The organism is Pseudomonas sp. IT-P395 (assembly GCF_949767675.1).
In the GTDB taxonomy this organism is placed as follows: domain Bacteria; phylum Pseudomonadota; class Gammaproteobacteria; order Pseudomonadales; family Pseudomonadaceae; genus Aquipseudomonas.
Genome location: NZ_CATKPW010000011.1, coordinates 525,802 through 548,201, shown reverse-complemented (window position 1 = coordinate 548,201; position 22,400 = coordinate 525,802). Strand labels below are relative to the sequence as shown.

Here is a 22,400-nt window from a genome sequence, read left to right as displayed (position 1 = left end):
CGACCGATCATCCCGTGGACGCCAGATCTGCACGCTCCATCATTCGGACACTGGCAAACGTCGATTCATTGCGCGCTTGGTCGAGCGTCGTCAGCGGTTTGGTCACTGACCGTGGCGATGCCGATTTACGGCTCATTTCAGAACCTGATCGCTCGTCGCTCGGCGGCACGCCAAAGTGCTCGCGATAGCATTTGGAGAAATGCGGCGTGGAGACGAAACCGCAGACATACGCCAGCTCAACGATCGACAAGGAGGTTTGCTTGAGCAGTTGTCGCGCGCGAATAAGCCGCAACCTCAAGTAGTAGCGCGACGGCGTGCATTGCAGGTACTTCTGAAACAACCGCTCCAACTGCCGCCGTGACAGATCCACGTATTCGGCCAGGTTGTCCAGGTCGATCGGCTCTTCAAGATTGGCTTCCATCAACGCAACGACTTCTTGCAGCTTGGGCTGGTGCGTGCCGACCACATGCTTGAGCGGCACGCGCTGATGATCCTGCTCGTTGCGGATGCGCTCGTAGACGAACATCTCGGAGATGGCGGTGGCCAGTTCACGACCATGATCGCGGGCAATCAGGTGCAGCATCATGTCCAGCGGCGCAGTGCCGCCGGAGCTGGTGAAGCGGTTGCGGTCGAGGGTAAACAGACCGGTGCTGACGTTGACGCGCGGAAAAGCTTCCTGCATGGCCGCCAGAAATTCCCAGTGCACGCTGCACTCGTAACCGTCGAGCAACCCGGCCTTGGCCAGCGCCCAACTGCCGGTGCAGACCCCGCCCAAGCGTTTCGATTGCCGCGCCAGGGCTTGCAGCCAGGTCGTGTGCTCGCGGGTAATTGCGCTCTGGATGCCGACACCACCGCAGACGATGACCGTGTCCGCCACGGAAGGATTACTCCACGAGCCATCCGGGGTGATTGGCACGCCATCACTGGCCCAGACCGCCGCGCCATTGGCGCTGAAGGTGTGCCAGCGATACAGCGTTCGCCCGGTCAGTTGATTGGCCATGCGCAATGGCTCGACGGCGGACGCCAGCGACATGAGGGTGAATTTGTCTAACAGCAGAAACCCGACGGATTGCGTCGCACCGTCGGCCACGGAGGAGATCGATGACATCATGTCCTCATAAGAATCGGTCTGAGACGCAGGCGTCTGTCATTCCCTTCGGCTTTCGCGAAGGGAGTATCAGGTTCGGCGCAACCGCCTACCCCACCGACGTAACCCTCGCCGCCGGCGCAGGATGCCGCGACGTCAACAGGCCAATAAAGGAAATCGCCAGCGCCAGGCCAATAGTTGTGGTGACTTCGGTGCGATGTTCAGGAGTGATCATCATCACCGCCAGCGCTGCGCAGATGAACACAATCACCAGCCACGTCAGCCACGGAAACAGCCACATGCGAAAAGTCAGCTCGACGTTGCGCTGGCGCAGTATCCGCCGCATGCGCAACTGCGACACCGCGATCGCGAGGTATACCAGCAAGGCAATCGCCCCGGAGCTGGCCAGCAGGAATTGAAACAGCCCGGCAGGCATGAAATAGCTCCACACGGTAATTGACGCACCGATCACGGTGCTGGCGATGACCGCTGCGCGCGGTACACCTTCCGAGGATGTCGCCTTGAGCATCTTCGGCGCATCGCCACGCCGGCCCAGCGAGTACAACATGCGCGAGGCAATGTAGATCGAGGAGTTCATGCAACTGGCCACGGCAATCAGCACGACGACGTCGACCATGAACTTGGCGTGAGGAATGTTCATGATTTCCAGGGCGCGCTGATAAGAGCCGACCGAAGCGAGCAACGGATCATTCCACGGCACCACGGAGATGACGACGAAGATCGACAGCAGGTAAAACACGCCAATACGCCAGATCACCGAGCGCGTGGCCTTGGCAATGTTGCGCGACGGATCATTCGATTCGGCTGCGGCGATGGTCACCGCTTCGGTTCCGATGAAGCTGAACATGATGGTGATGAACGCGCCGACCACCGCTGACAAGCCGTTGGGCGCAAACCCGCCGTGCTCGGCCATCAATCCGCTCAAGCCGCTGACTTCCCTGTCGGGAATCCAGCCCATCAACACGGCGAAACCAACGCCGATAAAACCGATGATCGCCACGACCTTGGCCATGGCGAACCAGAATTCGAATTCACCGTACTTGGACACGCTGAACAGGTTGGTCACCACCAGCGCAATGATCGAGCCCAGCGCGAACAGCCAGGCATCAACCTGCGGAAACCATTGGTTGAGTACATGCCCGGCCGCCAGCGCTTCGATAGGAATGACCAGAACCCAGAACCACCAGTACAGCCAGCCAATGGTGAAGCCCGCCCAGCGCCCGATGGCCTGGTCGGCATAGGTCGAGAACGACCCGGTGTCGGGATTGGCCACCGCCATCTCGCCGAGCATGCGCATGACCAGCACGACGAGCAAACCGGAGAACAGATAAGCCAACAGAACCGCCGGCCCCGCCGCCGCAATGGCATGTCCTGAACCTACGAACAATCCGGCGCCGATAATCCCGGCGATGGATAGCATGGTGACGTGACGAGGCTTGAAGCCCTGCGCCAATTGGCTACTCGAATCCGTTGAGTTCGGGCTGATCATTGGTTTTTTTATTCTCTGCTGATCGACATTTAAGCGAGTTGACTCGGGCAAACGAGCACGATCGTTGCCTGCTGAACTTCCCGAAAGAAGCCCGCTCAACCGCCGCAGTTCTTATTAACCCCATGATCTGGATGGGGTTATTTTGACGTGAAGACGCGTCACCTTACCGGGATTGTCCGACAATCCAGTAGCCTGAGTGCGCCATGGTTGTGTCTGATATCGACATGCGGAGACCGGATGGTCGATATAGATATCCATCCGTCAGCGAGCAGTCTCTGAATAGCTTTCGGGTTCGTTGAGCCTGCTGGTCTGATAGCATCCTTGCTAGCCGAACCCACTCTGCGAGTCAGTTACTACGACAATGGCCATTCTCTACCCTCCTCGATCCTTGCTTGCCAAAGAGCGGCTCGACTATTGGAGCGAGGTAGTGTGCGCCACCTACGGCCTGACCACCCAGCGCACGCTGTCCGACACGCCATTCGATGGTCGCCTCAGCGCTAACACGCTAGGCGATATTCTGCTGACGCACATCTCATCGGCGCCCATCGAATACGAAAGCAGACAGACAGATTCAGGCGTTGAGCAGTTTTTTCTTTGCCTCACCCTCAGCACAGAAGCCGAACTGGAGCAACGCGGGCGACGATCGGTACAGGCTCGCGGCGATATCGTGCTGTTCAACAGTGCCGAACCCTACCGGTGCCGTTTCCCCAAGGGAGACGATCAGATCGTCATTGCGATCCCCCGCGAACGATTGATCCAGCACTTGCCCAGACCAGAGGCCCTGGTCAGTCGCACGCTCGACAGCCATTCGGCACTGGCAAGACTGGCCGGCAACATGATGGTTGAAGTGCTCGATACCGGCCCTCAGCAAACCCGTGCCGGCGAACGCTTGAGTGGCGCGTTGCTGGAAGTGCTGGCCACAGCTTTCGAAGGCGCGTTCGACCTCGCGGATCTTGGCCACTCGAGCCGTCATGACGCGCAACTGATGAAAGCCAAAGACTTCTTGCTGGCCAACCTTGATGACACCGGGCTGGACCTCGCGGCCATCGCACAAGCCATTCATGTCTCCCCGCGCGCACTCAGCCGCCTGTTCGCCATGGAGGGCACAACGGCCACTCGCTGGCTGTGGCAGCAACGTCTTCAGGCTTGCCGGACGGCGCTGATGAAAGGCCCGTCTCGCAGCGTCAGCGAAGTCGCACTCTGCTTTGGTTTCACCAACATGGCGCACTTCAGCCGCGCCTTCAAAAGCGCTTTTGGCGTTTCACCCAGCGTCTTTTCGAAACAGCAATGACCGCTTGGCCAGTCAGGCGAAGTGTCTGGCCAGTTCAGCAAAGCGCACGATAGCGGTCATTGTCACCATGACACGGCTTAAGCGCGTCTCGAATCGCGCCAGGCCACCGGCACCGTACTTTTTCGCCTCTGAGCCGTCTGCTCGCCCCCATCAGGAATCTCGGCATGCCCCCTTCGAACGATAAAACCCTGCGCCTGCTTTTCCCCCAATGGCAGGGTGGCAACAACCCGCCTTATCATTTCGGCGCGCAACTGTTGGCCTGGCTGGCACCCGATCCGCACGGGCCGGTGGCTGAGGTGCCGGTCGCAATGCCAAGTGACGAGCCATTACCGATGGAGAGCGGGATCCGCGGGCGTAGCGCGTTGTTGCAACAACTGCACAGTGCGCGGGCGATTATCGATGAGCATGCACCGGATCGGATGGTCATTCTCGGCGGTGATTGTCTGGTGGATCTCGCACCGTTCGCCTACCTCAACGAGCGCTATGCCGGCGACCTTGCCGTGCTCTGGGTCGATGCACACCCCGACGTGTTAACGCCTGCGGACTTCGCCAATGCCCACGCCATGGTGCTGGGCAATCTGCTGGGCGAAGGTGATGCGGACTTTGCTGCTGCAGTCAAATGTCCGCTGAAACCGGCAAACGTGATGTATGCCGGTTTGATGGAAACAATGCCTGTGGAAACCGCTCTGATTGAACGCCTGGGACTGCAACATGCCAGCCCCGCGCAATTGGCCCACAGCAGCGAACCGGTGCTGAAATGGTTCCGTTCTACCGGTGCGAAACACCTGGCCATTCACTTGGATCTGGATGTACTGGATCCGAACGGTTTCCGCTCGCTGCTGTTCGCCAATCCAGAAGCGCCACCGGGAACGTTTGACGGCGTCGCCCAAGGCAAGATGTCCATCGCCCATGTGGTGCGGCTGCTGGCAGACATTGCCAGCATTGCTGACGTTGTAGGCATCGGCATCGCCGAACACCTGCCGTGGGATGCACTGGCGTTGAAAAACATGTTGGCGCGTCTTCCGCTGCTCGCTACTGTCTGAGCCACACACCGGTGATAGCGTTTGGTGCCGTTCCTCAAACGCCACCTCGGGCCTGACGGACATAGAAAAGCCCTGGCACCCGATGAACCTGTAGCGCTGCTACTTCGTCCGGTCTTCATCGGGGCAAGTTGTTTTCACCGTTTACCGGTTCATTTCGGGACAACGGCTACCTTTCCTCCTTTACATGGAACGACGGTCGCTCCGTGTTCTCTACCGCTGAACCTACTGCGGAGGGATTGACCATGATTGCCCCTGAAACCGGTATGAAAGCGGGTGAGCGTTACAGCATTGAAAGCGTCGAGCGCGCGCCGCAGTTTTCTGGCTTTTTCCTCGACGGCAAGTATTACCTGGGCCCCGAGTTGCAGACGGCCGTGGGCTGGCTCGAAGGGCAGAACTTCTTCTATGACCAACTCGATCCCAATGGCGAACCGGTTTATCCAGACAGAATCGTTGGCACGATCACCGCGCGGACACTGGAACTGTCAGATGGCCTGCGTCTGAGCATCGAGGAAATGCCGTTTCAGGCAGAAGCCGTTTCACCATTGCGTACGTTTGACGAAGCGACCGTTGAAACCCGACCACTGGCGATATCGCAGCGGCATACAGCATCAGGCTTGCGCCAGCCGATGCAACCTTCGGCACTGCTGGTTGCAGGCGCCGCACTGCTAGTCGGGCTGTGCCTGTTGGCGATCAATCGTTCTGGCCGTCGAGTCAAATAGGCTCTGCACGATCTGGGCGGTGACCGCTTTTCGTCACGGCCCACGATCAAAGGCTGATCACAGCGCTTGCCTCGCGCATGAAGATTTCCACGGTTTTCGGACCGATGCCGTCGAACTCTGCCAGCCGTTTCTCAAACGCCTGGCGATTAGCGCTGGCCTCGACCATATGGCTGACCTTGCCCGCGTATTCGTCGTTCAACCGGCGTGCCAAGGCGTGCAGCCGTACGGCGGTGGTCTCGTCGTAACGCACGTAGTGCGCCTCACCGAGCATCGCGACCAGTTCACGATGGCTACACGCCGCCAGTTTGCGCGGTGTATCGCGCCCGTGTTTATCAATGATCACCCGATAGGCTTCGGCGGCGATTTCGGCCTGTATCCGCTTGCCCATCAGGAAACTGGCGAGCAGCCATTTGAACAGTGCAGCGTCATCGTTGTGTTTGAGCTGAATGTTCAAATCCTCGGCACTGATCGTCTTGTTCACCGGGTACCTCCGGGGTTGAAATCGAGGGAATTTTTGCTGTTCTGTCTGCTTGGCAAAGGCTTGATCTTTAGGCCTCCGCCGGTTCCAACCGTTCAAAGCAAAACAATTGTCAGCAGCCTGAAACAAACCCCGAAAATCCTTTGAATTTTTTTCGACGGCAAAACTCATTTGCGTATGAGCGTAAGGAGGAACGCATGAGCAACGTCGACATCTTCGTCATCGAATACAAACTTCACGGCCAGCCAAAATCATTCGTCATCCGCGCAAAAACCATGCGCAATGTTGACGCATGGCATTGGGCGAGTTGCGACGCCGGCATTGCGCCGATTCCCAAACCCGGCAAGCCACCGTTGAAAGTCATCTCTAAACCCCAGGCCGAGCGGTATGGCATCACCGAGGTCAAATGGCGCGAAACGGCAACGGTGGACTGGATGGAGGCTTAGTCATGCTCAAACAGATCGGCAATACGTTGATCCGCCGTGACCATCGAGCCAGCTGCCATTGCGGCGCCGTCATTCTCGAAATCCACCTGCCCGACGGCCTGCCGGCGCCGCATCGCTGCGACTGCTCCTTCTGCAAACGCCGTGGCGCAGTCGTTGCGGCAGTGCCGGCGGCGGACCTGAAAGTGATCCGTGGCCAGTCTGCGCTGTTGAAGTACAGCTTTGGCCAGCAAGTGGCCGAGCACTTTTTCTGCGGTAACTGCGGCATCTACACCCATCATCGACGCAGTACCAATCCGCATGAATTCGGCTTCAATGTCGGCTGCCTTGAGGGGATCAATCCTTATGATCTGGGTGAAGTGCCGGTGGCGGATGGCGGGGCTTGGCAGTCGCCGTGAGGGCGAATGAGCACTGGCGAGCGCATCAAGGCTCGCCAGCGGCTCAATGAGCAAGATCAGCTTTTCCGAAAGAAACCTGCCTTACGGCACTTTCAGATCAAGCAACTCACCGCCCTCCTTGCTCAGACGCTCCAGATACGCACCGGCCTCGAGCAACTGATAAGGGAAGTAAAGACCTGCCGTAGTGGGCGCTCGACCATCGAGGCCGAGCAGTCGCTCCAGCAGCATCGCGATACTCAACCCCGTGAGCGCGGCGGCGCCCGCCGGATGCACGAGGGCATGCCGAGTGTGCAACGGTCGCCCCTGGCGATCCTCGCCAACCATTTCGATAAGGATCTCAGTCGACATCGGCCGCCCCGCGCGTCGCGAAGAACTGACCCCGCTGGCGAGATTGAACTGCACATTCGGCGCATCGATGGCGGCCGCCAGCCCAGTGACGTCGATGGACGAGAAACCGCTGGCTTGCATCGGCGTACCGTCCAGCGCGCGGAAGCTGACGTTCTTGTCCTCCCCTTCGCGCCAGATGTACTCCCCGTCGCGCCGAGTCAGGGCGGCCGGCAGCATCTTGTTCAGGTGTTCGAAATCCTTGGCCACGGTCGGCCCGCCACCGTCCTCTTCGTCGACCAGCGCATCAATACGGATATCGCGCACTCGGGCAAACGCTTCGGCAAGGTGCAATGTCGCCACGGTCGTCGCGCCCACCATCCATTCGTAACCCAGCACGATAGGCGCCGCGTCAGGGCGATGGATGAAACTGGCGATTTGCGGCGCAATCTCGAACACGCCGGAAGAAATGCTCAGGTGCGGCACCTTGCGCTGCTGCGCAAAACGTAGCCCGGCAAGAGAATGATCCATGTAGAAAACCGCCACGGCGCTGACCGGGCGATCGCCCAACCCCAAGTCTTCGGCAGCAGGATCAATGACCACGCCCTGCGCCCCGCCCATTTCCTCTGCCGCTTGTTGAGCCTTGGCCAGGTCACGGCCGCCGATCAGTAAAGGGACCTCGGGGTGAGCGGCGCGTATGGCTTTGGCAGAATGGTGGCCGATGGCGCCGGAACCGCCCAGAAACAAAATCGGATGAACTGACATGGGTATCCTTCCTCGTCTTTTTGGGTTGCAACCTAGTGTTGATGCGCTCCCCGACGTGAGGGTTCCAAGCCTTTGCGTGAACTGCAGGGTGGACCGACGAATGTCATTTTGAACGGCGTGTTGATGATGCGTGTTTAGGAGTTTTTCGTGGCTGTTTAAAAGACACGTCGCGTTACCTGCTTAAGGCTACAACGTCTTGCGCCGTTGCCTACGACTACGCCAGAATCCGCCGGCTTGTGCGTCTGGGGCGCGGGTTTTATCGTTCCTGGGTCACTGAAAAACAGTGATGGGGTTTGGTAGCCCGCTTCCATATGACGCATAACGTCACCGTGCGCAGATGCTTTTTCAGCATTTGTTTTATGGTGGCCATGCGCAGGGCGTCTTCGGGCGCGCCGGATTTTCCATATGGGCCGGTCTACCAACCTTCGTATGGCCACCACCTTTCGTTTGGTAGCGAGGGTGATGGCTCCTTAAGTCCCATATGGAGCTTCATCTATGTTCAAACCAACGCCGAATCCACCAGAAACCGATCCAGTCTCACCCTACAAATTCCCGGATTCCCGAACACTCAACGACGCAGCAGAACGAGCACTCGATTACTACCTCACCCCGACTCAACGCATCATGGGCAGCGACAAAAAACACGCGCCCATGTTTCTGGCCAATTCCGACTACGACAGCGAGTCCTTGCTGGTTAACGCCAGCGAATCCCTCGGCTCAGCCACCGAAATGCTCTGCAACTTCGCCGCCCTCCTTGACCCAGGCCACCGCAAAACTGCGCTGGGGATTGCGCAAGTGGTGATGCTGGGGGAATTGGCGGTGAATCGAGCGCTGGATAATGTTGTGCCGGTGGATTGATAGGTAATCCCTTTGTGGCTGTGGTGTGGCTGCTGTCACAAAGGGCTCAAGATTGCATCGGGTGTCTGCTTTCGGCCAGAAGCGCCCGGTCTGCCTGATAAATAAATCTGTCCCCATTCCACACGGCAATGAGTTCCCCTTCCTTGAACCATGAAGGCAATGTGATAGCATGGGTTCGCCCCCCGGAGAGGGGGAATTTTTCTACATCCCGCAAGGAATATGCCCCTGTGAAAGACTTCGTCATCAGCGTCAACAACACCGTCCTCTATCTGTCCCTGGCGTTCATCTGGCTGGTCGCTATCGTCGCGATTTTCACCAGCGGGTTCCTCCCGGCGCTGGGTATCTTCGTGGCCGGCACCCTGTGCTGGTGCATCATTTCCGGCTTCTGGTTCGTCCAGTCGGCGACCTACGAAGAACTGCGCAAGCTGAACGCAAACAAAGGCTGAAACGTCAGGGTGGAGCAGTAAGTGCCCCGCCCTACCCTGAGCGCTTGGTTCCGTGCCGAGCGCTCTCGCCCACTGCGAATGACTCGCATAAATCCCGCATTCTCCGAAATCCTGAAATTCCCCGCCATTCCCTAGCTCCGAGCGCAGAGAAAAACCTGTAATCCACCCACAAACCATCGTAATTTACCCGCCATAACTACAAGGTCGTTTGGGGATACACGTGGGAGCCTACCGTCTGCTATAGGCCGTGATGGTCGCCGTTTCGCATCTGGGCAAGATGTTCATGGGGTTCAACCCGGGTGTGGTTGCTGTGATTTCCTTCCTGCTCATCAGCGGTTTCGTCATGACTTCACTGATCGAGCGCAACTACAAGGCGCCCGGGAAAGTTGGCCTGTTCTACCTGGACCGGGCCTTGCGCCTTTATCCGCAGTTCCTGTTCTACTTCGTCGTTTCTTGTGCGGTGATCTACTTCCTGCTGCCCGGTACGCCGCAAGCGGCCGAATTAACCGTCAAAAACATCGCCGCGAGCCTGGCCATCGTGCCCCTCGGGTTCTATATGTTTGGTGCATCCGGAATCTGGATTTTGCCACCGGCGTGGTCGCTCGGCCTTGAGATGTGCTTCTACCTGGTGATCCCGTTCCTGCTCATCTACCGAGCACGCGGTGTGGCTTTCGCCTTGTCCGTTGCGGTCTTCATCCCCGCGTGTCTTGGACTCATCAACACCGACTTTTACGGCTACCGTTTGTTGCCGGGTGTCCTGTTCATCTTCCTGTGCGGCAGCTATCTCTACAAACCACAGGCGAAGGGTTTAGCGATTGCTGGTGGTACCGCTGTGGCGGCGGCGTTAATCTTTGTAGCGATCATGGCGGGATGGATCGAACGCCGACCGTTCAACGCTGAAGTGGCCGCAGGCATTGCCGTGGGCATCCCCGCAGTGTTCTTGCTGACGAAGCTCAAGTTTCACCGGATTGACGAGTTCCTGGGCAACATCAGCTACGGCGTATTCCTCAATCACTTCGTGGTGTTCTACTTCCTGCACGGTCTCTCGCCGATTACTTCATTCGACTGGCACAAGATTGCAACGGTGTTGGTGCTGTCGTTCTTGCTGAGTGGTGTTTCGTATTACTGCGTCGAACGGCCGGCGTTGAAGCTTCGGCATGCGCTGCGGGCCGGATCGAAAGATCGAGTGAGGGACGTTCGGGGCGGTGAAACAGCAGTGTGACGGCAACAGGAGACAGATCACGCCTCTAAACGTGGTCTGTCCCTTTTCCACAGGCACTCGCCCGGCTCTCGCCGAATACTGGCCATTCGCAGATCGTACTTTCTGAGGCTATGATCGCAGCACTCCAGCCTCTCCCGAACCCAGCCCATGCCCACTCCGAAAACCCGCCCTACCCCCGCCCCGCTGCTCAACCCCGGCGAATCCGTGGTTCTGTTCGACGGCGTGTGCAAACTCTGCAATGGCTGGGCGCGGTTCCTCATTCGCCACGATCACCAGCACCGCGTGCGCCTCGCCGCCGTGCAATCCCCCGAAGGCCAGGCACTTCTGGCGTGGGCCGGCCTGCCCATAGATCAGTTCGACACCATGGCCGTAATCCGCGACCGCCACTACTGGGAACGCTCCGACGCTTTTCTCGAAGTCATCAGCCAATTACCCGCCCGCTGGCAGCCATTGCGACTGCTGCGCGTCTTCCCGCGAGGCTTGCGCGACTGGGCCTACGACCGTATCGCGCTAAACCGCTATCGCCTGTTCGGCAAGTACGACACCTGCCTGCTGCCAACGCCAGATCATGAACAGCGCTTTCTCAAAGCAACTGTACCTACGCCAGAAAACTGAACAACTGCAGCGGTGTCATCTTCGTCACCATCATCAGCACGATGACAAACATCCCGGCAAAACCGAGCACGCCCATCCATAACCATTGGCGGTACACGCCTTGGTATTGCTCATCCAGGTCGGCCCCCGTCTCGCTCGCACTCGACGCCATTACGTACAAGCGCTTCTGCAGAAGCAACACCGGCAGCCACAGCGAGCCGACGCAGAAGAAAATAATCAGCGAGGTCAGCACCCAGTCGGTGCTCATCGACAACCCCGAAAGTCGCATCAACAGATACCCCGTGATGATCTGCACGAACCCGGCCGGTGTGGTGATCCACGTGTCGAAACGCACGACCATGCGCGCGACGTGCGCTATGACGTGCGGGTTGGCGGTGCGGCTGGCGGCGATCAGGTAGAGGTAGGAACCCATACCGAAACCGAACAGGAAAATTGCGGCGATGATGTGCAAGTACTTCAGGCACAGATAGAGCATGTCAGCGCTGCCCGTCGGAGAAATGCACGGCCAGGCTCAGGTTGGCCGGGTCGTTGATCGCGGCCATGTATTCGGCGACGCTGATTTCGCCCACGCAAGGCCGGGCACCGGAGGGCGGCACGTAGCCTCGCGCCATTTTCGTGGCCAGTGCCACGGCAGCGCAGCTGGGAATCTCGGGGCCTTTGTCATTCAGGGCGGTGAGTTGCGCGGTCATCGACAACGGTTTGCCGTCGACGCCAAGGCCCTGCACGTCGATGTACATTGCACTTTTGCCATCGCCGAAACGCTCGAACCGCGTGCCCAGGCGATGCAATCTTGCAGCCCACAAAGCATGGTCGCGCACCAGCCCGATTTTCAGCGCCTGAGCCAGCAGACCGTTGGCGATGCCGCCGAGTTTGAGACCGGCGCCCGCCTTGAAGCTCAAGGTCTGCGCACCATAACGATTGGCAAAAATATCCATGTCGGGGACATCAACGTTGGCCAGCAATCGGGTGCCCATCTGCGGCATTTTGCGCAAGGTCAGGTCCAGCCAGCCGGAGACTTCGTGGACCTTGCCGTTTTTCAGTTGTTTGATCGGTTTGCCGGCGTAAGCGAGCACGCCTTCGATGGTCGACAGCCCCGGCATTTTCGCCGACGAGGAAATGCCATGCTCGATCGAGTCAATGCGCGAAAAGCGCTGGCGCTGCTCATCGATGATGGCTGACGACAACGTCGGCACCGAGCTGCAACCACTGAGGATCGCCACACCCGCCTGCTTCGCCCGCGCATCAAGCACGTCGATGCCGTTGACGAACGTGCGGCAGTCCGCCAGGTCGCAATAGTTCACGCCGGCATCGATGCAACTCTGCGCAACGGCATAGGATTGCCCTTGAAACGGCCCGCCGGTGTGTACGACCAACTGAATGTTCAGCGCACGCAAAGCGGCTTCGAACTCCGCACCCATGGCATCGCCGCACCAGCCTTCGCAGACGTTGCCCGATTGACGGTCCAGCTCATCGAGTTTGCGCTGCAATTTGCGCGGATCACGGCCGGAGAGTACCAAGCCGATCTCCGGCATCAGCGCCAGGTGCCGGCAGACGATACTGCCGAAATTTCCGTAACCACCGACCACCATCACCCTGAACGGCATGCAATTCTTCCCTAAGTCATTCCATCAAACAGGCGTGAAGGATATAGGGCCGAGCGTCAGCAAGCCATTCAGATCAGTTGCTCGCCACCCATTTGCGGTACTGGCGCGTACGCAAGGCATTGCCGATTTGCTGCATGATCAGCGCGCGCAGCGGTGACACGCGCGGATCGGGCTTTCGCGCCTGACTGAGTTTGCGCAACTGGAACTTGACCACCGCCATGTTGGCCAGCGACGCCATGGCTTTGTTCTTCCAGGTGATCGATGGCAGCTCGGGGGCACTGTCCTTGCCCTGCAGCCAGTCACGTGGCAGGTTCGGATCGATGGCCAGCGCGGTGCCGATGCCGACCATGTCCACGCCACTGTTAACGACCATTTCGGCGATCGACCGGCGCCGCACGCCACCCGTGACCATCACGAGCATCCGTGCGACTTTCTGGATGTCTTGGGCGAACTCGACGAAGTATGCCTCCCGTGCCAGAGTACGGCCATCCCGTGCCTCGCCCTGCATGGCCGGGGCTTCGTAGCTGCCGCCGGACAGTTCGACCAGATCCACCCCAAGATCATTGAGCAGTTCCACCACCTGGCGGGCGTCATCAGCGCTGAATCCGCCGCGCTGGAAATCAGCTGAATTGAGCTTCACGGCCACGGTAAAACCCGGCGAAACCACCTGCCGTACAGCCTTGACAACGTCGAGCAACAGCCGCGCGCGATTCTCCAGCGAACCGCCCCACTCGTCCGCGCGCTGATTGGTCAGCGGTGACAGGAACTGACTTAACAGATAGCCGTGGGCGGCGTGGATTTCCACGCCAGTAAATCTGGCCTGCTCGCCGAGTTGCGCGGTGCGGGCAAAGCGCTGAATGACGTCTTCGATCACGCTGGCCGTCATCGCATGGGGCGTGGTGAAGTGTTTGGACAGACTGCCCATGCTCAGCGGAACCGCCGACGGGGCCCAGGTTTTCTGCCCGAGATTGGCCTGCATTTGTCGACCGGGATGGTTGATCTGCAACCAGAACTGCGCACCGCCAGACTGACCGACCTGCGCCCAACGCTTGAACTTGGCCAGTTGCCGGTCATCCTGCAACACCACGCCACCCGGCCCGGTCATCGCGCGGCCATCGACCATGACGTTGCCGGTGATCAGCAGACCGGCACCGCCGTCGGCCCACGCTTGATACAGGCGCATCAGTTGTTCAGAGGGCGCCTGATCGGCGTCGGCCATGTTTTCTTCCATGGCGGCTTTGGCGATGCGGTTTTTGATGGTTGAACCGTTGGGAAGCAACAGGCTGTCGAACACGTTCATGAGGAATCCTCGATTGGGCGTGTGACACACCTTAAGATTAAAGCCAACTTTAAGGTCAATCGTTTTTTCGAAAGCTTCCAGATAAGGTTCCAGATGCCGGAGGGTTTCTGAAAACGGGCAAAGGGATTGCGCTGGCCTTAATGAAAAGTGGACACTGCGCATGATGGCTCTAGGCCAGACTCCGCATTTAACGCTAGAGAAAATTTCTACTGCATTTTTTAATATCGTTCGAAATTCATAGGGAAATGACACATGACCAAATCAGTCAACGAAAATATCGAAACGAATTTACTTCACTACCTAAATAGCAAACACTCGAGCCAAGCCATTTTACTCACCGGAAATTGGGGTTGTGGTAAAACTCACTTCATCAATTTTTTTGTCACAAACAACAAAATTAAAAACCTTAAACTGGTTAAAATCAGCCTGTTTGGACTCCACAAAATATCCGAAGTGGAAGACCGCATACTAGGATTCTTTTATCCTATCATGAACTCCAAAGTAATGAAGCTCTTGGGGAGTTCGGTCAAAAAACTGGCGACCGCAATAAAACTGGAAGCGCCCGGAGACATGAAAACTGAAATCTCCATGAGCGCTAATGCAGGAGATATCAACTTATACAACCTGCTCATCGATGGAAAATCCGACTACGCGCTGATTCTTGACGATGTCGAACGTTCTAGAATCCCGCTCCAGGATTTACTAGGCTACATTAATCACATCGTAGAAACCTGCCAGATAAAAACCATATTGATTGCCAACGAAGCGGAACTCGAAAGAGGGCAGGAAGAGAACTATAGAAAATTCAAAGAAAAAGTTATCAGCAAGACTTTTCTGGTCAATCACAGTGCTGAAGACGTCATTGAGCGATTCATTCATGACGACGCAGACAACATCCAGCAATTCAAAAAAATAATTGTAGAAGCCTATGCCGCGTCAGACTGTCGCAACCTCCGATCGCTAAAACAGGCAATCGACGATTTCTCCCAAATGTGGGATACCCTTGAACGTAAATTTCAAGACAATGAAAAATACGCAAACTTGCTAGCCAAAACCTTTTTTGCACTCAGCATGGAAGTCAGGTCAGCCAAGATTCGTAAGGAAGACCTGTTATGCAATAATATTTTCCAATCGGGTACGGCTTTTACAAAAAAATACTTCCCTTCGGAACTACCAATCTTGAGAGATAACTTTTGGTTCGATGTTCTGTTTAACGGCGACCACTCAAAAATCAACTTGCTCTCCGAGTCATTGCCATTTTTTGCAAAACAGGAGACACACGAGCAGGACACGCTGGAAAAAATCAACCAATTTCATTCTCTGGAAGATGAAGAGTTCCTCGTCCTCAACAATACGCTGGAAAGTGAAATTCTAAGCCTTGATGATGAACACCCGCTAAAATTCCTTAGAAAGGCGGAGTTGATGGCGAGGTTAATTGAACATGACTTGAGTCACATGGAAGCCACTGACCTAGCTAACTGCATAAGCGCTTACCCGAGAAAACATCAAGGCTCCGACAGTTGGAAAAATTGCAATCTCAATGATTTTATTCAGTGGGAAGTGGCCCACCTGAAGAGCAACGAAAAACTGGCACACTCGTTCGAGTTTTTTATAAGTGCGCACGCGGACGCTTTCAAAAAAGCCCAGATTGAAAAATCCAAAACTCACGCTTCAGACAAACTTTCTAGCTTCTACACGGCCATTAAACAAGGCAATCGGACGACACTCGTTAAATTACTGATCACCGAGCACCGCCATACTGTGTTCTTCACGGATGTCGATGTGGATCTGTTCGTTACTGCGCTTGTCGAGGCTCCTAATACAGCAATTGCTGACTTCATTGAGATTGCCTCAGAGCGTTATCTCACGGACCGTTTAAGATCCAATCATGGCAGCAACGAACTCACACTCGAACTGGACTTCTGGGAAAAGGTACAAATCGCAATCGAAGCACGTCTTGACAACGTGGGGCCCTTGAAAAAATACAACCTGAAAAAACTCATTGACCCTACGATTGCCAACTTCCAGAGCATGTTGGCACCCGTAGTTCACTCTTACCAGTAACTATCTCATACCCGCTTGGCATCCTCTCATAACAGTGATGCCAAGCGTTTACTCTGAGTGAGCTCAAACTAGAGTCTCTAAATCTATCGGCCAGCACCGTCAAACGACGGCCTTTCAATACGCTTTTACTTCCCGGACACCATGCCACTCAGGCCGGAAATTACCGGCGCCTTCTCCTCACGCATCTGATTGATCAACAACTGCGCGTTGTCCGCACAGCCGACGTCCGCCGGTTTGCTCTCGATGCCATGGATGACGCGCAGCAGTTGCGCCTTGTTATGCGCCAGGCGTTGCTGGAGCACTTCGATTTCCTCGACCTTGCGCTTGAGCCCGACCAGCATCCCTTCGTGCTGCCAGTCCTGCGCATTCACCGGCAGCAACTGGCGAATTTCCTCCAGGGAAAACCCCGCCGACTGTGCACTGGTGATGATCTGCAGAATCCACTCGGTTTCCGGGGCGTAATCGCGATAGCCGTTAGCCTTGCGCCCGACCGAGTTGATCAGGCCGCTCGCCTCATAAAAGCGGATGCGCGAAGGCGCTAATCCGCTGATTTTTGCCAGTTCACCGATTTTCATTGTTCACCTGGGCCGTGATCGACTTTGAAGTGAACTTTAAACCTTCACCTATCAAACGACCAAATGCGACCTCGACCCGCTTTTAAAGCGGAGGAGATCCTGTGGGAGCGAGCTTGCTCGCGAAGAGGCCGGGTCAGTTACATCATTGTTGATCAACACTACGCCTTCGCGAGCAAACTCGCTCCCACAGTGGTTAGAGGAGTACGCACCCGGGAAAGTTGACGAACGGTCATTCGAATGTTCAGATGCCGCCCAGTTTCAGGTGTCCCATGCCGCCGTGCATGGGGTGAAACGGGAAACCGGTACGTTCTTTTCGAACAAGTCCGGTGCTGCCCCCGCAACGGTATGCGCGTGATGCTTTCGATACACCACTGTGGTTAGACGGCCATGGGAAGGTGAAAGCCTCGATACGCGCGAGCCCGGAGACCGGCCTGAATTGCTGTTTGGCAAAATCCTGCGGTGGGCGGGCATGGGCCGGTATTGGCTGTGCGCGATGCCTTCTCTTGCATGCTCTTCTGCGAAGATCCTTTTCGAGAAGACAATGATTCGACCTTTCTACACCTCGGCTCCAAGCCTCTTGTTCGGCTGCCTTTGCAGTCCTCTGTTGCTAGCGGATGACGCGCCACTGCAACTCAATCAGCAAATCGTTTCCGCACCGTCGGTGGAGTCGACCACGGTCGCCGACATGGCGAAGTTCGGCAGCAAGGTCGAGATCGTCAGCCGCGAACAGATCGAGCGCGCCGGCCCCAGTGCCGATGTCAGCCGCGTCATGCAGATGTTCATTCCCGGCCTGTACGTGGCGCCGAAAAACGGTCCCTTCGACTACGGCACTTATTCGCTGCTCGGTGGGCGCAACGACGATACGCTGATCCTGCTCGACGGCGTGCGCCTGAACAATCGCCTGTACGGCGGCCTCTATCTCGACACCCTGCCGGCCAACGCCATCGAACGCATCGAAGTACTCAAAGGGGGCCAGAGCCTGTTGTTCGGCACCCAAGCCGTATCCGGCGTGATCAACATCGTCACCCGCAGCCCGCAGTCGCGCAAAGCCGCCGGCGAAGTGAATCTGGGCGTGGACAGCTTTGGCGGTACCACCGAGGATGCGCGGGTCGAGAATATCTTCACTAACGGATTCGGCGACCTGGGTTTGCTGGCGTACGTCAGTCACAACGTCTCCGACGGCTATCAGCCGTATCGCAACCGCGACATGAAAAACGATTCTGGGAAGAACCGTGCCTACGAAGTCACCACCTTCGGCGGCAAGGCGATTCAGTCATTTGGCGATGATTCGCGGCTGGAACTGTTCTACCAATACGCCGACGCCAATCTCGACTTCGCCCGCCCTGTGGACAACCACAAAACCACCAACGACCGCGTGCAGCAAATCGCTACGGCGACCTTCGAGCAAACCCTCAACGAACGCCTGAGCTACTTCGTCAAAGGCCATATCAACGATTGGGACACGCGCTACACCCGGGTCAACAACGTCAATGGCGGCGGCACCAAGGTCATTAATCACAACGATTATTGGGGCTTCACCGACTGGGGTGTGCAGGCCGAAGGCAAGGCTGAATTGCCCGGCGGCCATGTGCTGGTGTTCGGCAGCGACAACCAGTGGTTCAAGGGCCAGGACGACGTGCTGATCATCGACAACGACAAGGCCGAAGCCCATGCGTTCTACACGCAACTGCGCCCGCAGATCGACGCCCTGCCCGACTGGCATCCGAGCATCGGCGTGCGTCACGAGGCCATGAGCGGTGGCGACAGCGCCACGGTCGGCATGCTCACTTCGCTGTATGACCTCAACGACAACTGGTCGGTGCGCGGTCAATACGGCAGCGCCTACAAACTGCCGAACGCCGAGCAACTGTTCGTCAACGAGCCGGGCGACGAGATCGGTAACCGCAACCTGAAACCGGAAAAAAGCCGCAATACGGAGCTGGGTGTCGACTACAAGGGCCTGCTGCTGGATCGCGAATTCAGCGCCAGCGTGACCCTGTTCAAACGCAAGATTGACGACCTGATCACCCTCGATGACATTCAGTGGGTCAACGGTGAAGGCACGATCCAGATGCGCGGTTTCGAGGCGGACGCGAAACTGGCGCTCAACGATCAGTGGAGTTTGCAAGCGGACATGACCCGCAACCTCACCGAGTCGCGCACCGGTGTAACCATCAACGACATCCCGAGCTTCTTCGTCCGTTCGCGGGTGGGTTATGAATCGGAAAATCGCCTGTGGGGTGTTGGCGGTGCGATCCGTTACATCCGCGATATCAAAAGCTCGAAGCAAGTCGAATACGGCAATTATTCGGTGGTCGACGCCGACGCTTATCGCTACCTCGACAACGCCCACCAACACCGGGTGAGTCTGCTGGTGGAAAACCTCTTCGACCGCGACTACGTCACCAGCCGTTCGAGCAACGTCGACAACCTCGGCCGGCCGTTCACCTCCGAAGTACGCTACACGTACCGCTTCTGATGAGTGAAATCAAAACCGTCGACGGCGTCGATACGCACCCGGACTGGTCGCATGTGCCCGAGCATGCGCGCCATGTGTTCCTCTGCACCGGCCCGCGCTGCACCCAGCGCGGCGCCTTGCAGTTATGGAAAACCCTGCGCCGGCATTTGCTGGCGCACGATCGCATCGAGACGCCGGGCGGCGTCCTCCTGACGCGCACGCACTGCCAGTTTCCGTGCAATCTGGGGCCGATTGTGACGGTGTACCCGGAACGTTGCTGGTATGGCGTGCACAGCCATGAAGAGGTGCAGCGGCTGGTCGAGGGGCATTTGGTGGGCGGTGAAGCGGTCGCGGATTTGCTGGTCAAGGCGCAGGGATGAAATCGATCCTGTTAGCGCTTGGCGCCCTGCTCTGTTCAATGCCGACACTCGCCGACAGCTTCAGTAATTGCGGCGAGGACTGGAACGCCGCTGCGCCTTCGCGCGTCGTCGCGCTCAATCAGCATGCGGCGGATCTCGTCCTGGCGCTGGGTGCCGGGCCAGCGCTGGTTGGCGTGGCGTATCTGGATGACACCGATGCCGGTCAGCGGCCAGCCGCGTATTTCGGTGTGCCGGTGATCGCGCGGCAATACCCGGCCAGCGAAGTGCTTTACGCACAGAAACCTGATCTGGTGATTGGCGGGTTCGCCACGGCATTCGGCGACGGTGTGACTTCACGCTCGGGTCTGGCGCGCAATGGCGTCGGTTCTTATCTATTGGAGTCGGCCTGCAACGGGCATTCGCTGGATTACTTCGCGCATGTGCGCAATGACTTGCTGACCTTGGGCAGGCTGCTGCACAAACAGCCACAGGCGCGGCAATTGAGTGCGGCCATGGACGCCGACCTCGCCAGTGCCCGAGCCCTGGCCGGTGCGGGTAAATCGCTGTCGGTGTTCTATCTCGACAGCGAAGTCAAAGGCCTCGACAGCGAAGGTCGGCGGGGGTTTGTCACCCCGCTGTTGGCCGCTGCCGGGGCACGCAATGTCTTTGCCGACATCAACCTCTATCGAGTGACCGTCAACAGCGAAACCCTGCTGGCCAGCGACCCGGACGTGATTCTGCTGGCCGACGCCGAATGGTCACCCGCCCGTCGCAAACGCTATCTGTTGACCCACGACCCGGTGTTGTCGCAACTGCGCGCGGTGCGCGAAAACCGGATCATCGAAATCCCTTTCACCCACCTGCTGCCGACTTTCAACAGCGGCCGCGTAGCCTTGCAACTGGCGCGGCAGCTCAACGCACTGAAGAAAAATAAATGAACCCGCCGCCCCCCACGCCACCTAACGAACAGACCATCAGGAGGTAGCCAATGCAAATCGAAACCGTGTGGATCGTACTGGCGGCAGTTCTTCTGCTGATTGAACTCTGGGCCATCAATCGGGTGCGCAAGAGCGAGGGGAAAGCGAGCAATAAAGGTGTGTGGATCGTGCTGATCGTGTTTGTGCCGTTGTTCGGGTTGATTGCCTGGGCGTTAGCGGGGCCAAAACATGTCAGTCAGCATTCGGCGTCGTAATCTGACCCTTGATCCATAGCGACTGAGCATCCGTCACGGACTGACATTCCAAATGCCCGCCGGAGATATGCCTGCTTAAGCCGTTGCCAGCGGACGAGCCCGGCTTTGGCCGGGCTTTTTTCTGGTTGCTCGCCGCGTCTCCCTGCTGCAGGATCAGCCGATCGACAACAGGGAATGTTGAAATGAAACAGACAACACATGGGCGAATTGTGGTGGTCGGTGCGGGCATCGTCGGCGCCTCCCTTGCGTATCACCTGTCTGGCAAAGGAGCGCACGTCACGCTGATCGAGGCTGACGAGATCGCGAGCGGCGTCACGGCAAACTCTTTCGCCTGGATCAATGCCTCGCACGCCGGCGCTGATCCGATTGCGCAGTTGCGCGGTATGGCCATAGAAGCATACCGACGACTCGAAACCGAGCTGCCGGATTTGCAGATTCGCTGGACCGGGGCTTTGTCGTACAACGAATCAGCAGAGTATCCGGCGTCGGCGACATTGTTATCGTCGGCCGAGGTGCTTGCTCGCGAGCCCAACCTGAAAAATCCCCCACCCTGCGCGTTGTATCGCGCGGAAGAAGGCGCACTCGACGCCGTGCAAACCACCCACGCCCTGATTGCCGGCGCCCGGGCGCTAGGGGCGCAATTGCTCACGCAAACCCGCGTGACTGGTTTCAAAACCTGCAACGCCGATGTCACCGGTGTTGAAACCACAACGGGCGCGATCGATGCCGACCTTGTCGTGCTTGCTGCGGGGACCGGCACCCAACAGTTAACGCAGATGCTCAACGTCTCCCTGCCCCTCGACGCCTCCCCCGCCATTTTCATCCGCTACAAGACCCAACCGGGCCTCGTCAAAGGCATCATCTCCAGCCCCGAAATGGAAATTCGACAAAGTGCCGACGGCACGTTGCTGGCCGCTGAAGATTATCTGGGCGAGGCGCCGGGCAACTCGCCGACAGACCTTGCCTGGCGAACCGCCGAAGGCATACAAAATGAACTTCAAGGAGTGGTTTCCATCGAGCCGCAAACCGCCGCCGTCGGGTTCCGGCCCATGCCCGCTGACGGCATCCCCGTTGTCGGTTACCTGCCCGGTGTCGGCGGAGTTTACGTTTGCGCGATGCATCCCGGAGTGACGCTGGCGGCAATCGTCGGGCGCCTCGCCAGTGAAGAGCTGCTGGATCGCCAGTCATCTGCGGCCCTTGCACCGTGCCGCCCAGAGCGTTTTTTTCAGAACTCCGGCAAAGTGACAAAAAACGCTGCGCTTACCCGCTGAAAACCCGCCGCACGATCAACAACAATTCGAGAGGCACAGACGCACATGGACGTCATCAACACGTTACAACCCGCCGACTGTGCGGACATGCAAGATATTCGAAGTGAAATCGACCGACTCGATCAAGCGGTGATCAAACTGCTGGGCAAGCGCTTTCAGTACGTACTCGCTGCCTCGAAGTTCAAGACCTCGGCGGCCTCAGTGCGGGCACAGGAGCGTTTTCAGGCGATGTTGGCAACCCGTCGCGACTGGGCCGAAAACGAAGGTTTGAATGCAGATGCCATTGAGAAAATGTACAGCGACCTGGTCAATCACTTCATTGCTGAAGAGATGAAGCACTGGGCGGCGGCGCCGACGGACAGTTGACTGCCTTGGCGC

General features: G+C 57.7%; 24 protein-coding genes and 1 riboswitch. Of the genes, 16 read left to right on the top strand and 8 right to left on the bottom strand.

Annotation, left to right across the window (positions count from 1 at the left end; all coding sequences use genetic code 11):
- Window positions 1-7 precede the first annotated feature (7 nt).
- Both ACM6IN_RS11005 and gabP read right to left on the bottom strand, forming a co-directional pair.
- Window positions 8-1,108: a GlxA family transcriptional regulator gene (locus ACM6IN_RS11005; RefSeq protein WP_414893612.1), complete on the bottom strand. Its 1,101-nt coding sequence runs from the start codon at window positions 1,106-1,108 to the stop codon at window positions 8-10.
- 88 nt (window positions 1,109-1,196) lie between these two features.
- Entirely contained in the window at window positions 1,197-2,597 is a 1,401-nt protein-coding gene (gene gabP / locus ACM6IN_RS11000; protein WP_007916180.1) for a GABA permease, read from the bottom strand.
- Window positions 2,598-3,024: 427 nt separating this feature from the next.
- Between gabP and ACM6IN_RS10995 the strand changes: the two genes are divergently transcribed.
- From ACM6IN_RS10995 to ACM6IN_RS10985, 3 genes are all read left to right on the top strand, one after another.
- On the top strand, window positions 3,025-3,888 hold the full coding sequence (locus tag ACM6IN_RS10995) for a helix-turn-helix domain-containing protein (protein WP_414915996.1): 864 nt from the start codon (window positions 3,025-3,027) through the stop codon (window positions 3,886-3,888).
- A 164-nt stretch (window positions 3,889-4,052) separates the two neighbouring features.
- Window positions 4,053-4,931: an arginase family protein gene (locus tag ACM6IN_RS10990; RefSeq protein WP_414915995.1), complete on the top strand. Its 879-nt coding sequence runs from the start codon at window positions 4,053-4,055 to the stop codon at window positions 4,929-4,931.
- 242 nt (window positions 4,932-5,173) lie between these two features.
- Window positions 5,174-5,650, top strand: coding sequence for a hypothetical protein (locus tag ACM6IN_RS10985; RefSeq protein ID WP_007916159.1), 477 nt, complete (start codon window positions 5,174-5,176; stop codon window positions 5,648-5,650).
- Between the two features lie 46 nt (window positions 5,651-5,696).
- Here ACM6IN_RS10985 and ACM6IN_RS10980 read toward each other — a convergent pair whose 3' ends face one another.
- Complete coding sequence (locus tag ACM6IN_RS10980; RefSeq protein WP_414915994.1) at window positions 5,697-6,131, bottom strand: DNA methylase; 435 nt, start codon at window positions 6,129-6,131, stop codon at window positions 5,697-5,699.
- Between the two features lie 194 nt (window positions 6,132-6,325).
- Between ACM6IN_RS10980 and ACM6IN_RS10975 the strand changes: the two genes are divergently transcribed.
- Window positions 6,326-6,574 carry a DUF6555 family protein gene (locus ACM6IN_RS10975; RefSeq protein WP_007916153.1) on the top strand — a complete coding sequence of 83 codons (249 nt, stop codon included), beginning with the start codon at window positions 6,326-6,328 and terminating at the stop codon, window positions 6,572-6,574.
- A 2-nt stretch (window positions 6,575-6,576) separates the two neighbouring features.
- Window positions 6,577-6,969 (top strand): GFA family protein, encoded by a 393-nt coding sequence (locus ACM6IN_RS10970; protein ID WP_007916151.1) that lies wholly within the window; start codon window positions 6,577-6,579, stop codon window positions 6,967-6,969.
- Between the two features lie 81 nt (window positions 6,970-7,050).
- Here the strand turns inward: ACM6IN_RS10970 and ACM6IN_RS10965 are convergent, their stop codons facing one another.
- Window positions 7,051-8,058, bottom strand: a complete 1,008-nt coding sequence (locus tag ACM6IN_RS10965) for an NAD(P)-dependent oxidoreductase (protein ID WP_414915993.1) — start codon at window positions 8,056-8,058, stop codon at window positions 7,051-7,053.
- A gap of 495 nt (window positions 8,059-8,553) precedes the next feature.
- Here ACM6IN_RS10965 and ACM6IN_RS10960 point away from each other — a divergent pair, with 495 nt between their 5' ends.
- The 4 genes from ACM6IN_RS10960 to ACM6IN_RS10945 all read left to right on the top strand — a co-directional run bounded on the left by ACM6IN_RS10960 (window position 8,554) and on the right by ACM6IN_RS10945 (window position 11,199).
- Window positions 8,554-8,916 carry a DUF6124 family protein gene (locus ACM6IN_RS10960; RefSeq protein ID WP_007916147.1) on the top strand — a complete coding sequence of 121 codons (363 nt, stop codon included), beginning with the start codon at window positions 8,554-8,556 and terminating at the stop codon, window positions 8,914-8,916.
- 227 nt (window positions 8,917-9,143) lie between these two features.
- The gene (locus tag ACM6IN_RS10955; protein ID WP_007916145.1) at window positions 9,144-9,362 is read left to right on the top strand and encodes a hypothetical protein; all 219 of its coding nucleotides are present in this window, start codon (window positions 9,144-9,146) and stop codon (window positions 9,360-9,362) included.
- 250 nt (window positions 9,363-9,612) lie between these two features.
- The gene (locus tag ACM6IN_RS10950; RefSeq protein WP_414916090.1) at window positions 9,613-10,584 is read left to right on the top strand and encodes an acyltransferase family protein; all 972 of its coding nucleotides are present in this window, start codon (window positions 9,613-9,615) and stop codon (window positions 10,582-10,584) included.
- A gap of 147 nt (window positions 10,585-10,731) precedes the next feature.
- Window positions 10,732-11,199 carry a thiol-disulfide oxidoreductase DCC family protein gene (locus ACM6IN_RS10945; RefSeq protein WP_095111941.1) on the top strand — a complete coding sequence of 156 codons (468 nt, stop codon included), beginning with the start codon at window positions 10,732-10,734 and terminating at the stop codon, window positions 11,197-11,199.
- On the opposite strand, the gene ACM6IN_RS10940 is transcribed toward ACM6IN_RS10945, so the two are convergent.
- The 3 genes from ACM6IN_RS10940 to ACM6IN_RS10930 form a co-directional block, all read right to left on the bottom strand.
- Window positions 11,183-11,674 carry a DUF2269 family protein gene (locus tag ACM6IN_RS10940; RefSeq protein WP_414915992.1) on the bottom strand — a complete coding sequence of 164 codons (492 nt, stop codon included), beginning with the start codon at window positions 11,672-11,674 and terminating at the stop codon, window positions 11,183-11,185. The two genes, ACM6IN_RS10945 and ACM6IN_RS10940, sit on opposite strands and share 17 nt — an antisense overlap.
- Window position 11,675: 1 nt before the next feature.
- Entirely contained in the window at window positions 11,676-12,803 is a 1,128-nt protein-coding gene (locus ACM6IN_RS10935) for a saccharopine dehydrogenase family protein (RefSeq protein WP_414915991.1), read from the bottom strand.
- Window positions 12,804-12,876: 73 nt separating this feature from the next.
- Window positions 12,877-14,103 carry an NADH:flavin oxidoreductase/NADH oxidase family protein gene (locus tag ACM6IN_RS10930; RefSeq protein ID WP_414915990.1) on the bottom strand — a complete coding sequence of 409 codons (1,227 nt, stop codon included), beginning with the start codon at window positions 14,101-14,103 and terminating at the stop codon, window positions 12,877-12,879.
- Window positions 14,104-14,355: 252 nt separating this feature from the next.
- Between ACM6IN_RS10930 and ACM6IN_RS10925 the strand changes: the two genes are divergently transcribed.
- Window positions 14,356-16,167, top strand: a complete 1,812-nt coding sequence (locus tag ACM6IN_RS10925; protein WP_414915989.1) for a P-loop NTPase fold protein — start codon at window positions 14,356-14,358, stop codon at window positions 16,165-16,167.
- Window positions 16,168-16,292: 125 nt separating this feature from the next.
- On the opposite strand, the gene ACM6IN_RS10920 is transcribed toward ACM6IN_RS10925, so the two are convergent.
- Entirely contained in the window at window positions 16,293-16,742 is a 450-nt protein-coding gene (locus ACM6IN_RS10920) for a MerR family transcriptional regulator (RefSeq protein WP_414915988.1), read from the bottom strand.
- A 243-nt stretch (window positions 16,743-16,985) separates the two neighbouring features.
- Window positions 16,986-17,192, top strand: a riboswitch (cobalamin riboswitch).
- Window positions 17,193-17,283: 91 nt separating this feature from the next.
- Here ACM6IN_RS10920 and ACM6IN_RS10915 point away from each other — a divergent pair.
- The 6 genes from ACM6IN_RS10915 (at window position 17,284) to ACM6IN_RS10890 (ending at window position 22,388) form a co-directional block, all read left to right on the top strand.
- A complete protein-coding gene (locus ACM6IN_RS10915; RefSeq protein WP_414915987.1) occupies window positions 17,284-19,221 on the top strand; it encodes a TonB-dependent receptor plug domain-containing protein in 1,938 nt (645 codons plus the stop codon).
- Entirely contained in the window at window positions 19,221-19,580 is a 360-nt protein-coding gene (locus ACM6IN_RS10910) for a (2Fe-2S) ferredoxin domain-containing protein (RefSeq protein WP_414915986.1), read from the top strand. The genes ACM6IN_RS10915 and ACM6IN_RS10910 overlap by 1 nt, the downstream gene beginning before the upstream one ends.
- A complete protein-coding gene (locus tag ACM6IN_RS10905; RefSeq protein ID WP_414915985.1) occupies window positions 19,577-20,497 on the top strand; it encodes an ABC transporter substrate-binding protein in 921 nt (306 codons plus the stop codon). Before ACM6IN_RS10910 ends, ACM6IN_RS10905 begins: the two co-directional genes overlap by 4 nt.
- A 50-nt stretch (window positions 20,498-20,547) precedes the next feature.
- Window positions 20,548-20,751 carry a PLD nuclease N-terminal domain-containing protein gene (locus tag ACM6IN_RS10900; protein WP_007916127.1) on the top strand — a complete coding sequence of 68 codons (204 nt, stop codon included), beginning with the start codon at window positions 20,548-20,550 and terminating at the stop codon, window positions 20,749-20,751.
- Window positions 20,752-20,933: 182 nt separating this feature from the next.
- Entirely contained in the window at window positions 20,934-22,022 is a 1,089-nt protein-coding gene (locus ACM6IN_RS10895; RefSeq protein ID WP_414915984.1) for an NAD(P)/FAD-dependent oxidoreductase, read from the top strand.
- A gap of 45 nt (window positions 22,023-22,067) precedes the next feature.
- Window positions 22,068-22,388: an isochorismate lyase gene (locus ACM6IN_RS10890; RefSeq protein ID WP_123376804.1), complete on the top strand. Its 321-nt coding sequence runs from the start codon at window positions 22,068-22,070 to the stop codon at window positions 22,386-22,388.
- Window positions 22,389-22,400: the final 12 nt, after the last annotated feature.

Coding starts and splice junctions, on each gene's coding strand:
- ACM6IN_RS10930 (WP_414915990.1), bottom strand. CDS start 14,103: ATGAACGTGTTCGACAGCCTGTTGCTTCCCAACGGTTCAACCATCAAA.
- ACM6IN_RS10945 (WP_095111941.1), top strand. CDS start 10,732: ATGCCCACTCCGAAAACCCGCCCTACCCCCGCCCCGCTGCTCAACCCC.
- ACM6IN_RS10890 (WP_123376804.1), top strand. CDS start 22,068: ATGGACGTCATCAACACGTTACAACCCGCCGACTGTGCGGACATGCAA.
- ACM6IN_RS10900 (WP_007916127.1), top strand. CDS start 20,548: ATGCAAATCGAAACCGTGTGGATCGTACTGGCGGCAGTTCTTCTGCTG.
- ACM6IN_RS10915 (WP_414915987.1), top strand. CDS start 17,284: ATGATTCGACCTTTCTACACCTCGGCTCCAAGCCTCTTGTTCGGCTGC.
- ACM6IN_RS10990 (WP_414915995.1), top strand. CDS start 4,053: ATGCCCCCTTCGAACGATAAAACCCTGCGCCTGCTTTTCCCCCAATGG.
- ACM6IN_RS10965 (WP_414915993.1), bottom strand. CDS start 8,058: ATGTCAGTTCATCCGATTTTGTTTCTGGGCGGTTCCGGCGCCATCGGC.
- ACM6IN_RS10925 (WP_414915989.1), top strand. CDS start 14,356: ATGACCAAATCAGTCAACGAAAATATCGAAACGAATTTACTTCACTAC.
- ACM6IN_RS10910 (WP_414915986.1), top strand. CDS start 19,221: ATGAGTGAAATCAAAACCGTCGACGGCGTCGATACGCACCCGGACTGG.
- gabP (WP_007916180.1), bottom strand. CDS start 2,597: ATGATCAGCCCGAACTCAACGGATTCGAGTAGCCAATTGGCGCAGGGC.
- ACM6IN_RS10940 (WP_414915992.1), bottom strand. CDS start 11,674: ATGCTCTATCTGTGCCTGAAGTACTTGCACATCATCGCCGCAATTTTC.
- ACM6IN_RS10985 (WP_007916159.1), top strand. CDS start 5,174: ATGATTGCCCCTGAAACCGGTATGAAAGCGGGTGAGCGTTACAGCATT.
- ACM6IN_RS10960 (WP_007916147.1), top strand. CDS start 8,554: ATGTTCAAACCAACGCCGAATCCACCAGAAACCGATCCAGTCTCACCC.
- ACM6IN_RS10920 (WP_414915988.1), bottom strand. CDS start 16,742: ATGAAAATCGGTGAACTGGCAAAAATCAGCGGATTAGCGCCTTCGCGC.
- ACM6IN_RS10895 (WP_414915984.1), top strand. CDS start 20,934: ATGAAACAGACAACACATGGGCGAATTGTGGTGGTCGGTGCGGGCATC.
- ACM6IN_RS10950 (WP_414916090.1), top strand. CDS start 9,613: ATGGTCGCCGTTTCGCATCTGGGCAAGATGTTCATGGGGTTCAACCCG.
- ACM6IN_RS10975 (WP_007916153.1), top strand. CDS start 6,326: ATGAGCAACGTCGACATCTTCGTCATCGAATACAAACTTCACGGCCAG.
- ACM6IN_RS11005 (WP_414893612.1), bottom strand. CDS start 1,108: ATGTCATCGATCTCCTCCGTGGCCGACGGTGCGACGCAATCCGTCGGG.
- ACM6IN_RS10935 (WP_414915991.1), bottom strand. CDS start 12,803: ATGCCGTTCAGGGTGATGGTGGTCGGTGGTTACGGAAATTTCGGCAGT.
- ACM6IN_RS10905 (WP_414915985.1), top strand. CDS start 19,577: ATGAAATCGATCCTGTTAGCGCTTGGCGCCCTGCTCTGTTCAATGCCG.
- ACM6IN_RS10970 (WP_007916151.1), top strand. CDS start 6,577: ATGCTCAAACAGATCGGCAATACGTTGATCCGCCGTGACCATCGAGCC.